Origin of the sequence: Bacteroides sp. ZJ-18 (assembly GCF_011038705.2) — a bacterium.
GTDB classification, from domain to species: domain Bacteria; phylum Bacteroidota; class Bacteroidia; order Bacteroidales; family Bacteroidaceae; genus Bacteroides; species Bacteroides hominis.
Map to the genome: position 1 here is coordinate 1,931,954 of NZ_CP072198.1, position 16,905 is coordinate 1,948,858.

General features: G+C 47.0%; 10 protein-coding genes. 4 read left to right on the top strand and 6 right to left on the bottom strand.

From position 1 onward, the window contains the following. Window positions 1-24: 24 nt before the first annotated feature. The 4 genes from G7Y45_RS07665 to G7Y45_RS07680 all read left to right on the top strand — a co-directional run bounded on the left by G7Y45_RS07665 (window position 25) and on the right by G7Y45_RS07680 (window position 3,622). Entirely contained in the window at window positions 25-1,179 is a 1,155-nt protein-coding gene (locus tag G7Y45_RS07665; protein WP_165016859.1) for a DUF4468 domain-containing protein, read from the top strand. An 80-nt stretch (window positions 1,180-1,259) separates the two neighbouring features. Next, entirely contained in the window at window positions 1,260-2,018 is a 759-nt protein-coding gene (truA, locus tag G7Y45_RS07670; RefSeq protein WP_165016856.1) for a tRNA pseudouridine(38-40) synthase TruA, read from the top strand. A gap of 23 nt (window positions 2,019-2,041) precedes the next feature. Next, window positions 2,042-2,941 carry a DMT family transporter gene (locus G7Y45_RS07675; protein WP_005775654.1) on the top strand — a complete coding sequence of 300 codons (900 nt, stop codon included), beginning with the start codon at window positions 2,042-2,044 and terminating at the stop codon, window positions 2,939-2,941. Window positions 2,942-2,968: 27 nt separating this feature from the next. Further along, window positions 2,969-3,622 (top strand): DUF3256 family protein, encoded by a 654-nt coding sequence (locus tag G7Y45_RS07680; protein WP_165016853.1) that lies wholly within the window; start codon window positions 2,969-2,971, stop codon window positions 3,620-3,622. Here G7Y45_RS07680 and G7Y45_RS07685 read toward each other — a convergent pair. The 6 genes from G7Y45_RS07685 to G7Y45_RS07710 all read right to left on the bottom strand — a co-directional run bounded on the left by G7Y45_RS07685 (window position 3,603) and on the right by G7Y45_RS07710 (window position 16,790). Continuing rightward, the gene (locus tag G7Y45_RS07685) at window positions 3,603-4,688 is read right to left on the bottom strand and encodes a phosphotransferase enzyme family protein (protein WP_005810171.1); all 1,086 of its coding nucleotides are present in this window, start codon (window positions 4,686-4,688) and stop codon (window positions 3,603-3,605) included. The two genes, G7Y45_RS07680 and G7Y45_RS07685, sit on opposite strands and share 20 nt — an antisense overlap. Window positions 4,689-4,709: 21 nt before the next feature. Next, a complete protein-coding gene (locus G7Y45_RS07690; RefSeq protein ID WP_122141664.1) occupies window positions 4,710-8,045 on the bottom strand; it encodes a glycoside hydrolase family 2 TIM barrel-domain containing protein in 3,336 nt (1,111 codons plus the stop codon). 25 nt (window positions 8,046-8,070) lie between these two features. After that, window positions 8,071-8,961 carry a YitT family protein gene (locus tag G7Y45_RS07695; RefSeq protein ID WP_032531179.1) on the bottom strand — a complete coding sequence of 297 codons (891 nt, stop codon included), beginning with the start codon at window positions 8,959-8,961 and terminating at the stop codon, window positions 8,071-8,073. 111 nt (window positions 8,962-9,072) lie between these two features. Then, entirely contained in the window at window positions 9,073-10,467 is a 1,395-nt protein-coding gene (locus G7Y45_RS07700; RefSeq protein ID WP_005775661.1) for a Gfo/Idh/MocA family protein, read from the bottom strand. 1,102 nt (window positions 10,468-11,569) lie between these two features. Further along, the gene (locus G7Y45_RS07705; RefSeq protein ID WP_165016850.1) at window positions 11,570-13,837 is read right to left on the bottom strand and encodes a glycoside hydrolase family 95-like protein; all 2,268 of its coding nucleotides are present in this window, start codon (window positions 13,835-13,837) and stop codon (window positions 11,570-11,572) included. Between the two features lie 181 nt (window positions 13,838-14,018). Further along, a complete protein-coding gene (locus G7Y45_RS07710; RefSeq protein ID WP_165016847.1) occupies window positions 14,019-16,790 on the bottom strand; it encodes a glycoside hydrolase family 2 protein in 2,772 nt (923 codons plus the stop codon). Window positions 16,791-16,905 lie beyond the last annotated feature (115 nt).

Consider the following 16,905-nt stretch of genomic DNA (forward strand, 5'->3'; position numbering starts at 1 on the left):
ACTCTGTAAAATACTTATAAACGTATGAAGAGAATTTTATTATCCCTTTTAATCTGTTTCCCTATATTCCTTTGGGCGCAGGAAGACAATAGTAAATATTTGGCTGGTGCAGTGCCGGTTGTTAATGGAAAGGTCATCTTTACAGAACAGATTCAGGCTCCCGGGTTATCAAAACAACAAGTTTATGATGTCTTGTTGAAGTGGGCCGAGAAACGTTTTGCACCTTCAAAAGGACAAAAGGGCAGAGTTGCCTATTTTGATAAGGAAAGAGGGCAGATTGCATGTCTGGGTGAAGAATATCTTCAACTATCTGCAACCAACAGTTTCTTTTTGGATCGTGCTACCATCAAATATCGATTGGTGATGAACTGTCTGGATGGATCTTGCAAGATGGAGATGTACAACATTTCTTATTTTCATGGTGACAATAAAGAAATGGAGGCCGAAGACTGGATAACAGATGAGGCGGGACTGAATAAAGCCAAAACAAAAGTGGTTGCCAAGTATGGAAAACTCCGTATCAAAACAATCGATCTGTTTGATGACCTGACGGAAAAGGCAGCGAAGGCGTTGGGAGGAACGGAGGCGCTGGTTCCCCTCATAGCCAAAGAACCGAAAGTTGTTCCGGGAGAGTTTAGCCGGGAAATTCCGGGGGCTGCTGCGGACGGTTCCATGGCAGGCTACAAACGCATCTCTGCGGATAAGATCCCGGGCAATATCATTAAGATGCTTTCTGAGGACTGGATGCTGATTACAGCCGGTACGGAAGAAAAATATAACATGATGACGGCAAGTTGGGGCGGATTGGGATATCTTTATAATAAACCGGTTTCGTTTTGTTTCATTTATCCTACGCGTTATACTTATCAGTTGATGGAAAAGAATGACACATATACTATCAGCTTTTATACGGAAGCTTATCGGGATGCTCTGAAATATTGTGGAAGCCATAGTGGAGGTGATACTGATAAGGTGAAAGGCGCCGGACTGACTCCTCTCACTACTCCTTCGGGCAGTAAAGCTTTCTCGGAAGCATGGATGATTATAGAATGCAAAAAAATGCTCTCCCAGCCGATTGCTTCCGGTGCTTTTGATAGTCCGGAATTGAAAGGAGAATGGAAGGATAAACCTTTGCACAAGATGTATATCGGTGAGATAATCAATGTGTGGATCAAGTAAAGCAATTAATTATTGATAAGTATCAATCCCTACTTATCAATTAAAGCAGTATCTTTGCACGCAAAAACCAAGTGAACGGAATGAGCGTGCAAAGATATTTTATTTATTTGGCCTATGATGGCACCCATTATCATGGATGGCAGATTCAGCCTAACGGTATCAGTATACAGGAATGCCTGATGAAGGCACTTGCCACTTTTTTACGGAAAGATACGGAAGTGATTGGGGCGGGACGGACAGATGCCGGGGTACATGCTTCGCTGATGGTTGCTCACTTCGATTACGAAGGAGAGGTGCTGGATACGGATAAGGTAGCCGAGAAGTTGAATCGTCTTTTACCTCAGGATATTTCAGTCTATAAAGTTTGCCGGGTAAGGCCGGACGCACATGCGCGGTTTGATGCGACAGCCCGTACTTATAAATATTATATCACTACCGTAAAGTATCCTTTTAATCGCCAGTATCGTTACCGGATACACAATCCGCTCGACTTTCAGAAGATGAATGAGGCCGCTCTGACCTTGTTTCATTATACGGATTTTACCAGTTTCAGTAAATTGCATACGGATGTAAAGACCAACATCTGCAAGATTATGCATGCCGAATGGACACAGGAGGATGAATATACCTGGGTGTTTACCATTCAGGCGGACCGTTTCCTGCGCAACATGGTGCGTGCCATCGTCGGTACTTTATTGGAAGTAGGCAGAGGTAAGTTGTCGGTAGATGGCTTCCGTAGAATAATCGAGCAACAAGACCGTTGTAAAGCCGGAACCTCTGCTCCCGGCAATGCGCTTTTCCTGGTGAATGTAGAATATCCTCAAGATATATTTGAATGAGTTCTTTTTAAATAAACTCTGTTATGTGGTTACTCCTTGCTTTTCTTTCAGCGACCTTGCTGGGCTTCTATGATGTGTTTAAAAAGAAGTCGTTAAAGGACAATGCGGTTCTGCCTGTCTTGTTTCTCAATACGCTCTTTTCCAGTCTTATATTCCTGCCTTTCATCTTGTTGTCGGCATTTGTCCCCGGAGTGCTGGAGGGTACTATGTTCGATGTTCCCGTCGTCGGGTGGGAAGTACACAAATTTATCATTATCAAGTCTTTTATCGTACTTTCTTCGTGGATACTTGGCTATTTCGGGATGAAACATTTGCCTATTACGATTGTAGGTCCCATTAATGCAACCCGCCCTGTAATGGTGCTTGTGGGAGCCATGCTGGTTTTTGGCGAGCGTCTGAATCTCTATCAGTGGATCGGTGTGTTGCTGGCTGTAGTTTCTTTCTTTATGCTAAGCCGTTCGGGGAAGAAAGAAGGGATTGACTTTAAACATAACAAGTGGATTCTTTTTATTGTGTTGGCAGCCGTAGCAGGTGCGGTAAGCGGATTGTATGATAAGTATCTGATGAAGCAGTTGCCCCCGATGGTGGTACAGTCGTGGTATAATGTCTATCAGGTGTTCATCATGTGTCCTATCCTTGCCTTGCTCTGGTGGCCCAAACGTAAGTCGTCCACACCCTTCCGCTGGGACTGGGCCATCATCTTTATTTCCATTTTCCTCTGCGCTGCGGACTTTGTTTACTTCTATGCATTGAGTTACGAAGATTCGATGATTTCGATTGTCTCGATGGTTCGGAGAGGAAGCGTCATCGTATCTTTCCTTTTCGGTGCTATGATGTTCCGTGAAAAGAATTTAAAAAGCAAGGCGATTGACCTTATTCTGGTGTTAATCGGAATGATATTCCTATATTTGGGAACTAAATAAGAACGTAAAGAAACAAGATTATCAGATATGAAAAATTCTACTCTTACCCTCCTGGTATTTATTCTGGGTATTTTTTCTTCCTTTGCTGTCAAAGCGCAGGAGGCCAAAACGGTGTTCGTGAATATACCTGACTCACTGTGTCCGTTGCTGACATCGGTGAACCGTGCAGATTGTATCGATTTCATCGAAAGTAAGATGAAGGCCCAGGTGACCAACCGTTTCGGGGGTAAGTCGGAAATGACGGAATTAGGTCCCGATTATATATCTCTTAAAATGTCTGATGCGAGCAGTTGGCAGATGAAACTGTTACCGCTGAACGATAGTGTAAAAGTGGTCTGTGCTGTTTCTACAGTTTGTGCTCCGGCATGCGACAGTCATATCCGCTTCTATACCACCGATTGGAAAGAACTTCCTGCCGATGGGTTTCTGCCTTCAGAACCTCATATAGATAATTTCTTTACTTCTTCCGACTCTACTGATTACGATTTTATCGATGCCCGTCTGCAAGCCGATATGACTTTGATGAAGGCGGAGCTTTCTAAAGAGGATGAGACGTTGACTTTTACTCTGACTACTCCGGAGTATATGGAAAAAGAAACGGCGGAAAAACTGAAACCGTTTCTCCGCCGTTCAATTGTTTACACCTGGAAAGGTGGGAAGTTTATCCCAGACACTCTTTGATGTATGCCTCCATTTCGGGAGTATGTTCTTCTACGCTTTGCAATAGCTTGAATTGTGCTTTTGTACGAACCAGATTATGTTCGGGATACTTAATCTTGTAATAAGTGTCTCCGTTGATGTAGTCTGCCAGGAAGCGTACACATTGCATATAAGGGAAGAGAGCTGCTGCATAAGGCAGATTCTCAATCTCGATCGGAGTGAGGAATGAACCGGCTCCTTCCAGATATCCCTTGGTGAATGCTTTGAATATCTCCATGTTGAAGTTGACATTATCCAGGTTTTTATCGTCTTCGTCTCCGGTATTGGCTCCTGTACGCAGGAAATCACCGTAGTCAGAGAAGATAAAGCTTGGCATTACTGTATCGAGGTCGATTACACAAAGCACTTTGCCATCTTCGTCGAACATCATATTGTTCACTTTCGTATCGCAGTGGCATACGCGTTTCGGCAGTTTGCCTTCACGATACAGGCGTTCGGCCTTGCACATTTCGTCTGCACGTTTCTCTATTTCGTCCAGATAATACTGTACTTCAGTTACTCGTCCGGCTGCATTGGCTGCTACAGCTTCACGAAGTTGCTTCAGGCGGAATTCCATGTTATGGAAATCGGGGATAGTCTCACCCAGTGTTGTCGGGATGTCAGCCAGCATTGCCTGGAAGTTACCGAAAGCAGCTCCGGCATAATATGAATATTCCGGGTTTACTGTTTCATAAGTTTTGGCACGGGGGATGAATACCATCACACGCCAGTAGCTGTCACCGTCGAACCAGTATGTTTTGCCTTCTTCTGTCGGGAGGAAAGTCAGTACCTTGCGGTCAATATCTGTTTCTCCGGCTTCCGTCAGTTTTTTGCGGATGTGTCCGGTTACAGCAGCGATGTTGTCCTGAAGCATTTCCACATTCTGGAAAATGGCGTGGTTGATACGTTGCAACACATAGTCGGGAGCATCTGTTTCGGTAGTGTTTACCTTATAAGTGTCGTTAATCAGTCCGGCGCCGAGTGGTTTGATTTCGCTTACAGTGCCTTGTACTTTGAATTTAGATACGATGTTCAGTAAATCTTTCATGGTTTCTATTTTTAAGTTAGTTTATCTTGGTACGATTGTAAATCCCCATTTGTATTCCTGGTTTGCCGGAATGTTGTAGCCCGGTTCGGGACGTGCACCCCAGCTGTTATATCCGGCCACACCCTGCTGCTTCATATCCACACATACCTCAACGAAGTTTCTCGGTGAGATATCGTTGATATGTGTCTTTCTCGGCAACTGATCTTTGGCTTTGCTTTCATCGTGAACCAGTTCACCGGCATCACGGTTCAGCCATTGATACGGACGTGATACGGTTTCTTCTCCGTCAAAATCCTCTACCGAATTGCGCAGTGCATTGAAGCCGATTGTTTTGTCTGCATAGATCGTCAGTCCCTTACCGCCTTTTTTATTCAGGGTCAGCCAACGGGTGTCGGTATGATGGCCGTTTTCCTGCGGACGTACGTATGGGAAGTACATATTGTCGGCGGTTGTTTTATAGAGGTCGATCAGAGTACCGGCATTACGGTCCACATAGTTTTCCTCCGGTCCGCGTCCGAAGTATTCTACCTGGTTCATTTCTGCAGGCAGACGGAAGCGTACACCGATACGGGGTACTTCCAGTTTAGAAGCAGCCTTGCGCGCCGCATCGCTTCCCGGAGTGAAAGTAGCCATCAGCGTTGCCTCGGAGGCTTCGGTCTTGGCAGCTTCCATATCGGTAGAAGTGAAAGTGAAATCAGCCTTTACTACACCCGAAGGATGGATGCGGTATGTAACAATGTAAAGGTTACCGGCAGCCAGCAGATAGTTGGCGGTCAATACGGCATCTTTGCCGTCCATTACTATGTTGGCGTCTACTACATTGAAGTTTTTGCTCGATTGTTTCCATACTTGCAGGCGTTTGGGGTTACCGTTGCCATAGTCGTTATCGTTCGGTGCACGCCAGAAGTTAGGCTGAAGTCCGAAACCATCTTTAAAGTATTCGGTTCCGCCTACTTTATATGAAGAAACCAAGCCGGTTTTCTTATCAAATACGAAGCTTACCTTTGAAGAGGAAGCACTCAGTTCGTTGCCTTCTGCCGATACTTTCAGAGTTGGACCACCGGTAGCGAAAGTACGTTCACCCGGTTCAACCGGCAGGCGGAATTGTTCGTATGCAATTTCGTGTCCAACCGGAATCAAGGGCTCCGGTTCAGTCGTAGTTACGTTGAAGTATATGAAGTATTCGGTTCCCGGTTTCGATTTCAGTCCGCTTACCGGAATAGTAATTTCTTTACTTCCCTGTGGCTCTACATTGACTGACATTTTACCACCTTTCACCGTTTTTCCGTTTGCTTTAATGGTATACGAGATCATATACTTCTGCAGGTTTGTGAAGTAGAAACGATTTTTAACCAGGAATTTTCCATTGGCCGGATCCACCGGTTCGAAAGCTACGTTCTGATGAACATACTTCACTTCAGCCATTGCCGGATGCGGTGTACGGTCCGGACTAACGATACCATTGCAGCAGAAGTTACCGTCGTTCGGCGTATTTACACCATAGTCACCACCGTATGTCCAGAAGTGACGTCCGTTCTCGTCTACTGCGTCAATGCCCTGATCCACCCAGTCCCAGATGTATCCACCCTGCAAGTTCGGATATTTATAGATTGCTTTCCATTGATCCCAGAGGTTACCGTTCGAGTTACCCATTGCGTGTGAATATTCGGAAGGGGCTATCGGACGGTCGCTGCCGCGTTTACCCATAGCTTCGAGCCACTGTGCTCCCGGATATTGCGGAACGTACATATCGGAGTTCCATTCCCACTGGGCGCGTTCGTAGTTTACCGGGCGGTCCATGATGTTTTTATCGGCATCCTTTAACCAAAGGTAGGTCTGATAGAAATTGTAACCGTTACCGGCTTCATTACCCAGTGACCAGAAAGTCAGACTCGGATAGTTCTTGTTACGTTCGAACATGTTGATCGTGCGGTCCATATGTGCTTTCAGCCATTCGGGGTTGTTTCCTAACGTACCGCCTTTTTTCAGGTCGTAGTACATACCGTGGCTTTCGATGTTTGCTTCATCATATACATAAAGTCCGTATTCGTCGCATAACTCATAGAAGCGGCGGTCCTGCGGATAATGGCATAGGCGGACCGTATTCAGGTTATGTTGTTTCATCAATTCGAAATCTTTGCGCATCAGCTCTTCGGTCATATAGTGACCGGTAGCCGGATTGTGTTCGTGGATGTTTACTCCCTTTAGTTTCAGCGGCTGGCCATTGATAAAGAGGCATACATAAGGCTTTCCGTTACCCGCCAGTTGCTCGATCGGTTTGATTTCGATACGGCGGAAACCCACGTTAAACGGAATGATTTCGTTCACTTTACCGTTTTCTTTCACGGTCATCACCAGCTTGTAAAGATTAGGAGCTTCCGAAGTCCAGGTTTTGACTCCCGGGAGTGTCTGGTCGAAAGATACTGTGCGGGTTTCTCCGGCAGCTACATCAGCAGTTTTTTCTCCGGTGGCTACTACGTTACCTTTGGCATCGAGCAATTCGTATACCAGAGCCATGTTGCTGGCAGCCGAACCGTTATTTCTCAGGTCTGCACCCAGTTTGAAGATACCGTCTTTGTATGTATCGTCCAGGGTCGATGTCACGCGGAAGTCTTTCAACGCGGCTTTAGGTTGTGAATAGAGGAAAACATCACGTTCGATGCCGCTGATACGCCAGAAGTCCTGGCATTCCAGATAAGACCCGGTACTCCAACGGTAAATCTTTAGAGTAAGTACATTTTTGCCGGGTTTCACGAATTTGTTGATCAGGAACTCCGCAGAGTTTTTGGAATCTTCGCTATAACCCACTTCCTGCCCGTTGATGTACACGTATACACCCGATTTGGCACCGGCCAGGTGAAGATAAATATCACGTCCGTCCCAATCGGCGGGGATATCGATGTCGCGACGGTACACACCTACCGGATTGGCCTCCGGTAGAGTCGGAGGTTGTGGGTTACGGGGCTGGAATTCATAACCGTGATTGGTATAGATAGCCACGCCATGGCCCTGTACTTCCCAGTTACCTGGTACTTTTATATCTGTCCAGTCGGCTGTGCTCACCGAAGGGTCGGTGATGTTAGCCGGCAGATTCTTGTATGAATCTACAAAGTAGAACTTCCAGGTTCCGTTCAGAAGTTGATAATATTTGCTTTTTTCGAACTTTCCGGTCAAGGCGTTTGCACGGTTTTCGTAGGTCATAAATGAAGAACGGGGGTATTCTTTATTTACGGCTACTACCTGTACGTCTTGCCAGTAAGGCTTCTTCGGTTCATTGCCGGCCGAAGCAAAAGCGGAGGCCATCAAGAGGCCACCCAGCATAAGGCTATTTAAGGTATGAGATAGTCTTAATTTCATGTTTCGAGGGTATTAGAATGATAATTTATTTAACTTTTATATGATCAAAGCCTTCTCCGTATACACCGATCACTGCGCTTTGCGAAACAAAAGCAGTCGGATCACAGTCTTTTATCAACCGGAAGATAATGGTTGATTCCCGTTTCTTGGCCAGGACGAACATCATCTTCTGCTCTTTGCCGGTATAGAACCCGGTTGCATTGATGACGGTTACTCCCCGGTGTGGATATTCGTTAATGCGTTTGCCTATTTCTTCGTACTTGTTGGAGATAATGAAGAATTGTACGGATTGTCGTGCACTGTTCACCACCTGGTCCAGCACAAAGCTGCAAACATAAAGAGTCACATATCCGTAAACTACCTTTTCCCAGTCTTTCAATACGAAGTAGCTGGAGGAGATGATGATCAGGTCACAGATCAGCATGACTCTTCCCAGAGTGATGTCGCGGTATTTGTTGATAACAGCCGCAATGATATCTGTTCCTCCGGTACTTCCGTTGGCCGAGAAAGCAATACCGATGCCACTTCCGCAAAAAGAGGCACCCAATACACAAGCCATGAACGGCTGGTCGTGTAGTAAGGTTACGTTCGCCGTTAGTTTTTGGATGATAGACAGGAAGAAGGTTAAAGTGAATACACCGAATATGGTTTTGAGACTGAATCGAAATCCCAGCACTTTGAGGGATACCATCAGCAATACAGCATTGATGGCGAAGTAAGTGTATTGAACCGGAAATCCGGTAGCGAAATAAACAATAGAGGCAATGCCCGGTACTCCACCGGTGGTGATGTCGTTAGGAAGCAGGAAGAGAGTCCAACCGATGCCGTAAAGGATCATTCCCAAGGCAATCATTAAGTAGTCTTTCGTTTCTCTGATTACTCCCTGTTTAGAGGGCTTTGATATTTTCATCTTCATGGATGGGTTGTGTAGTCTTATAATCGGACACGGATTTCATGAACCGGCCGGCATTGCGTAGCGAACTACTTGCCGGAGGACTCGTGAAACCCGTGTCAAAAAGAGGTTTTATTATTTTGCGAAAGCGTGTCTGTAACCTTTCACCTTGTTCCATGCTCCACGAGTGAAGTCAGGGATAGCTACCGGTGCAGAGCTGTTTTCGATAGAAAGCTTGGTCAGGTCGGCCATGCAGCACCATTCTGCAAGGTCATAAACGTCCATATCCAAAGGAAGACCGTTGCGCAGACAGTAAACCAGACGGTAATCCATGATGTAGTCCATACCACCGTGTCCACCTACTTTTTTAGCTGTTTCTTCCAGTTCTTTGTGGATCGGGTGTTTGTATTTATCCATCAGGGCTTTTTTAACGTCAGCGGGTACAGAGCCGTGTGCGTTCAGCTTTTCGTGGTTAGGTACGTCGTTTGAAGCGATCTGAGTCGGACGCATGCAGTATTCTTCGATAGGATATTTGCTTGCATAACCGTCGGCACCTACTACCTGATACATACGGCTGTAAGGACGCGGAGTCATTACGTTGTGCTGAATCAGGATCGTTTTACCTTTTTCCGTACGGATCAGTGTAGAAGTCTGGTCACCGTTCTGGAAATCTTTTACTTCTTTGCCGGTTGTTTTTTTGATGTATGCCGGACCGTTGACAGCCTTTGTATCCATAGATACGAGGTAGTTCATTTTGTCACCACGGTGAATGTCGAGCAGCTGGCAAGCCGGGCCCATACCGTGAGTGGCATATACATCGCCACGATGATTCTGATTGTAATCCATACGCCAGTTGTTCCAGTAGTATGGCCAGAAGTCTTCGAGGTTGTGGATGTAAGCACCTTCTGTGTGAAGCACTTCACCGAATACGCCTTGCTGAGCCATGTTCAGTGTAGTCAGTTCGAAGAAGTCATATACACAGTTTTCAAGCTGCATACAGTGTTTACGAGTTTTTTCAGAGGTATTGATCAGCGCCCAGATTTCGTCCATGGTCATTGCCGAAGGAACTTCGATGGCAACGTGCTTGCCGTGTTCCATGGCGTAGATAGCCATCTGTGCGTGATGTTTCCAGTCAGTCGCGATGTAAACGAGGTCGATATCGTTACGTTCGCAAAGTTTTTTCCAGGCATCTTCGCTACCGGAGTAAGAAGCTGCTTCAGGCAGGCTTGCCTTGGTCAGGATTTTCTGTGCACCGGCTACGCGTTCGGGGATAAGGTCGCAAAGGGCTACGATCTGTGTTCCGGGGATGTGAGTGAAGCGTTCTACTGCACCCGGTCCACGCATACCCAAGCCAATGAATCCGACACGTACCACGTCGAGTTTAGGAGCAGTCAGTCCGACTACGTCTTTTTGTCCGGCGGGACGTACAGGCACTGGAGTCTCGATAGGCTTGATGGTTTGTGCTACTGCACCCGAAGTGCAAGCAAACAATGCAAGTCCGATAAACAGGGCATTTAGATGTTTAAACATGTTTGATAAGATTTGATTAGTTAATAAAATTGTTGTTAATAATAGTGTTTCATTTCTCGTGCAAAGATAAGAATACTTTTCACAACTCTTATCTTTTATACGATTAAAACGTTCTCTGTTACATCTTTAATTCATAGATATTCCGGTTATTATTATAACAGGATAAATCCTGTCAGCCTGCAGAGACGGTCACTTCCGTTGTTGAATGGAAGATACCATCTCTGCAGCAGGCTGGTTTTGCTTTCTGCAAAATCCTGGTAATGTCATCTTTTACAAGTTGTTTGAACCCGGTAGTGCAATGTTTTTCCGGGGTATATAATGCAGCGTGTAGTGTGTTGTGGGTTGCAACTCTTTTATTCATTCTTCTGTTTCTTTGTTATGAGATTCTTTTCTTTCGTTTGGTCGCTCGAGCAATAATTTACTTTTTGATATACGCTATAAATACACATCATTGGGGAGTGACCCTCTGTGTTATAGCTTAATTTTATAATATTTTAATAAATGATAAACCTTAAAGCCGCTTTTTACTTTTGAAAGCAGAATGTTCTGAATAGTATGATTCTGATAGTGTATCCTGTTTTTTGTTGACTTGCAATCGGTGTGAAATAGTTGAACCGGAGAGCAGAACTGCATATAAAATGAATATGAACCGCAAAAGTATGCGTAGATGGCGTGGATTCTTCTATATATATGCATTGAAGCTTTTAAACTAAGGCTCCGTTTCTAATAAAGAAAGGCGGCATTGGTTTAAAACCAAGGCTCCGTTTCATTAAAACCGAGGCGGCATTGGGGAGGAAGAGAGCAATCGTTATCCTGATTCGGCTTTCTTTTTATTTTTTAGCCCGGTGCAGGCTACCGCCGTTAGAGTGTCAGAATGTTCCTGTTCGGGGGCATAGCAAGAAATAATGTAATGTTTGGACCGGAAAGGATAGTGCCCTGATCCGAAATCAGCCGAAAGGGTGATAACCTGAAAAAATGTAATCGCCGGAGAGGGTGATATTATTCATCGGAAAGAAGACTACCCGGATATAGCGCAGGCTACACCGGGTAGAAAATACAAAATGATAATAAATATACATTGCTGCCTTCTTGTCAGAATGTATCAGGGCTTCAACTCAATCCATTCGCCTGCCTGAGTACCTATGTTGAGAATATCCGGACCGGACAACGTATAGTTTTTATCCGGTTTCAGTGTGCCGGGGCGGGTTATTTTCAACATGCCGCCTTTCTCCGAATAGATACGTACACGGGTGATTTCTCCGCCTTCCATCTGTGCATAGACAAGGAATGCACCCATTGCACGCAGTCCTTCGAACGATACATCTTTCCACTCTTCGGGCAGTGCGGGGAAGATGCGTATCGTGCCCGTATGGCTTTGCAACAGCATCTCCTGGATGCCCGATGCGAAAGCAAAGTTACCCTCGAGCGTGAAGGGGCGGTAAGTGAAACGGGATTTGCCGCTTTTGGTCTGGTCACCGTTGGCGTGGAAGGTGTTTTTCAGGCAGAAACATTCAGCAAAGGTTCTCAGGGCCTGTGCCGCACCTTTGCCGTCGAATGCCCGGGCTTTCATATTGGCAAGCCAACTGTACGAATAGCCTGTCCAGTAGTCCGGCCCCACTTCGTCGAGCCGCTTCAGGGTGGCCCGTATGATGTGTTGTGACTTTTCTCCGTCGCTCCAGTCTATCAGTCCCATCGGGTGAATGGCCATGGCATGGGAGAAGTGGCGGTGCGATTCATTGTAAGGATATCCTTTGGCAAAGGTGAGGCAACCTTCTTCATCCACATCGTAGTCCGGCAATTGGGCTTCTAAAGCTGCCCAGTGGGACGACTCGTCTGTCAGATTCAGTTCGTGAGCCAGTTCGGCGGCTGCTTTAAAGAGGAAGTGCATCATTGCCAGGTCGTAGTTGGTCATGTCGCTGAACCATGCTTGCAGGGAGTTGTCGAATACTTCGGGACTTGAACTGAATTCCAGTTTGCGTACTCCTTCGGGGGTGACTTCGGAGACTTGTTCCAGGTAGATTGCCACATCTTTAAGGAAGGGGTAAGCACGTTCTTTGAGGAAGGTGCGGTCTGCCGAATATTTCCAGTGCAGATAGAAGTGCTGTGCCAGCCAGGCAGCCACTGTCTGCGACATGGAGTACTGTATCCATCCCCCCATCGGTTCTCCTGTCAGGGTGCAGACGCCCGGTATGTTCATACCTTCGGTTCCGAAATACTGGCGGGTGTAGCGCTTGTATGTATCCCGCTGGTTCCATAAGGTGTTCAGGTATCCCATGCCTTCCGTCAGGTGATTGCCCGTATAGGCGGGCCAATAGCTCAGCTGTGTGTTGAGGTCGTGGTGATAGTCCCCTTTCCAGGGAGGGAGTTTTCCGTTGTCGGCTGTCCATACGGCTTGCAGGGAGATGGGATAGGAGTGTTCGCGGGTGGTAGAGGCGAATTTATACATCTCGTTCTGGTATTGTTTTTGTAAAATGGAGTCGGGCAGAGTAACGGATGATTGTGCCCAGTACTTGTCCCAATATTCCAGATGTGCCTGATAATCCTGTTTTAATCCACGTTGCAGGGCTGCTTCTGCTTTTTCGGCTGCTTTTTCGCCGGATAGGGAAGAGGTGACGCTCCAAGTACCGTACAGGGTTTCTCCTTCCTGTTTCCAACACACAACTACGTCATACCAGAAGTCTCCGTAGCCTTTCTGGTGATAGGTGATCCGATTGCCTTCGCGGACTGTCTCTCCTTGCTGGTAGCCCAGTCGGTGGAGATCCTGTCCCGAAACCGGATCGAGGCTGCCGTCCGGTTTCGTTTTATTGTATACGGGGGTAAGGATAGACGGCTCTATCGGAGTTCTCAGGTTACGGAATACAAACCATCCGACCGGTTCGGTGGCATGAACAAAAGTCTGCATCTGTGTGCCGTCTGCCCAGTTCGCTTCGCACAGAGCATTATTCAGATAAAGTCGTACTTGGGTGGGAGCGCCTATCTTTTCCAATGGAAACTCGATTGCGGCTCCGGGGATTTTGGATGGGGCAGGGTTCATGTCATAAGGCCAGTCCAGCTTTTTCTGTACGGGCAGATAGTCTTTTGTGCGGATGTGCTCTTTTACCCAGGAGAAGCGGAAGTTATCTCCCGACAGGCTGTCTACTGGGCGCAAGTCCCATAGATCGGTCCGGTCCAGTGACAGACGCAGGGAGGAGTCGCGTTGCCATACCAGTGCGCCGACGGTGGCGTTGCCCAGAGGCATCGCTTCGTCCCACGATCGGGCAAGTCCGGTGAATACAAGGTCACTCTCCGAAGGAGTGACCGCGCAGTAGTCGTACGAGCTGCAACTGCCCCACAGACCACAACAGAGTAGCAATAGTAGTTTGATTTTCATAATATTAAAAAAGAATGGTTTACGATGATTTACTTTCAGACTTGTGCTATTATAATGAATACAAAGAGAATAGCAGTCACCATAGGGAGGCTGCTATTCTTTTAATAAATTTTAGTCTATGCTCCGGCTATGCGGCGAACCTTCGTCCGGATATAAACGGACCGGCGGCTGTCGGTCGGTATTATTTATTCAACAACAGTTCGATCGCTTTGCTTCCTTTATTTCCGGATTTCTCTTCGGCTGCCGGAGCGAAGAGTGCGTCCAACTGATAAACAGGCAAACTTCTTTCCGGTTTGAAACGATCGGATGAAACGTAATTCCGGACAGAGGTGAGCAACTGCTGCATGGCAAGCCTTTCACCGATTTTCTTTTCAGGATCGGCGCAGAGCACGAACAATTTTCCTTTTCCTACATTCGCCTCAAACGAGATTCCCAGCTTTTGGTTGGTTTCATAAGAGTCGATGCTTTGTATCAGTGGAGTGATTTCTTTCAGTTCGTCCAGTTCCAGAGCTGTCGAATAGTTAAGGATATCCCACCATTGCCAGTCAGCATAGCTTCCCGTGGGGAAATCGCGGAAAGCAGGGTGCTCGTTATCGATCAGTGTACCTACGATCATCGGGTTCCAGTTGAACATAATCGGATTCCAGAAGTGGCTGGCGAAGTGTGCTTTGCGTCCTTGGCACTTTTCGGGGATCAACAGTACGCTCTTTCCTTCGTCGAGCCACTGTTTGGTCTTGTCATTCCAGGTACGGGTGTAGATAAAATTAGTCTCTTCAACTTTTGGCTGTTCGGGGTATACCCATACGTCCCATTCATTCCGACAACTTCCCAATTCAGCCTTCAGTGTCAGCTTGCGGGCACTCTCCACACCATTCAGAGATAATTCGATGATTCCAAGCGAATCTACCGTGGCGGGTTGTATTTCTTTTACTTTCAGGCTTCCCTTACGGTACACGGTTCCATCTTCTCCTGTCAATGTCCAGTTCAGTTTCCGGTCTTTCAGGGCATTCTTGCCGTAATGGTAAATCTCCATCTTTGCTTTCAGATTCTCTCCGGTCTTGAAAGTACGTTGGGGCAGGCGTGCCAGAAGCACGGTAGGGGCACACGATTCTCTGAACTTTTCGGGGGATACGAGGCCTTTACTTTCCCAAAAGGCATCGAGGATACCGACAAAAGCGCTGCCCTGTCCTGGGAAATCGGCCAGTCCCAATAATTGGAACCCACCGGAATTGCGAGTGCGCAGCAACGATTCGTTCACCTCTTTATATTGCAGCACTGTGTGTGCTCCAGTTGCTTTGAAGAAATCATCGGCTTGATGCAACATGCCGTTTCTGGCAAGTCGTTCGCGAAACACTTCAAAGTTGCGTGCTTCGACTACGCCTGTATATTTCTTTATTTCTTCGAAGTTGGGGTACATGCAGCGCTGTCCCGTTTCGTGGGCAATCACCGGAACATCGATGTCCGACTCCTTGCAACGATCCCAGTCAGTCGAGGGTTTCCCTTCGTATACGGTGATCCATCCTTTCGAAGTGACGTGCGACACATAATATTGATCCGAGGGAGTGTGTGTGCGGGCGGTTGAGGCGCTGTAAAGACGTCGGTTGTCATAAGCCTGTGCTTTTTTCACCAGATCTTCCAATACGGCAAAATCACCTTCATTTTCGTTTCCGTTACACATCAGGATGAAAGAGGGATGATTGCCATAAGCGTCGAGAATGGCATACATCTCTTTTTCGAAGAAATCGCGTCGGGCAGGATATTTGCCCACGTCTTTGATCCACATGGGGAGTTCGGCCTGGAGGTACATGCCTGTTTCGTCGCCCGCCTCGAATGCGGCTTCCGGCGGACACCAGGAATGGAAACGTACGTGGTTCATTCCATATTCCTTGATGGTGTTGAAGATACGCTTCCAGTCATCGACGTTTGTCGACGGATAGCCGGTCAGAGGGAAAACCGCACAGTCCAGCACTCCGCGCAAGTGAATGTCTCTTCCGTTCAGACGGATGTGATGCTTGCCTTGTTCCACACTCCGCATGCCGAAAGTCCGGGTTTGGGTGTCTGTCTTGCCATCTACGTTCCAGCTGGCCTCAAGCTCATATAAATAAGGTGTAAATTCATCCCAGAGTTTCACCTGTTTACCCATCGGAAGGGTTTGCCGAATGCCGGCATGTGCCTGCAGGCTGTCTGCACTCATGCTCTGGCGAACTATCACTTTGCCCCCTTTCTCCCGGATGCATAGCTCCAGCGTTCCCGTTTGCCCGTGCTTCAGGGGGGCGGGCTGTACTGCTATTTCCACTTCTTTTGCTGTCACATCGGGATATACATTAATCCGGCGGATGTGCGCTTTTTCTTTGGCATACAGTGAAATGTCACCGACTATTCCATTCCAGTTGGTTTGTGTATATTCGGTAGTTCCGTGGTTCCACTGATCCATTGGATATTTGAGCGTATTGTTTACGCAAATGGTCAGTGTATGGATGCCGGGGCTGAGCACCGGAGTCAGTACGAATGTGTTTGGAGTACTCAGGTGCTCCATGACACCTACTTCCTTATCGTCTACGTAGACAGTTGTTTCCCAATGACAACGCTCCAGCTTCAGGTAAATCTCACGGCCGGACCAGTCCTCGGGGATCACTACTTCCCGTTGGTACCAGGCAGCCCCCTGATACTCGAATTTTCGGCTCAGGCGGTCTACATAACGTGCGGTGTTTTTGATTCCTTTGCCACCCTGGTCCGTCGATCCGGGCAGCATGATGGTTTCCGAGAGTTTGTCCAGATAGAGCTCGGAGCCGGGAGTCTTGCCGAATCCCATCGGGTCCAGTTGAAAGCGCCACATACCTGACAGGTCGAGGACATCATTTTTTGTCGATTGTGCCATAACGGCCATGGCGAGCAGGCATCCGGTCAGGATCAGGATGGCTCGATGTCGGGTGTTTTGATTTGGTTTTTTCATGATTGTATGGTTTTATTCACCACAGATTACACGGATTTTTACGGATTAATCTTTTATTTCTTTTTGATTGGTAAGATTAAATGTTCTGTGCTAATCTGTGTAATCTGTGGTGAGG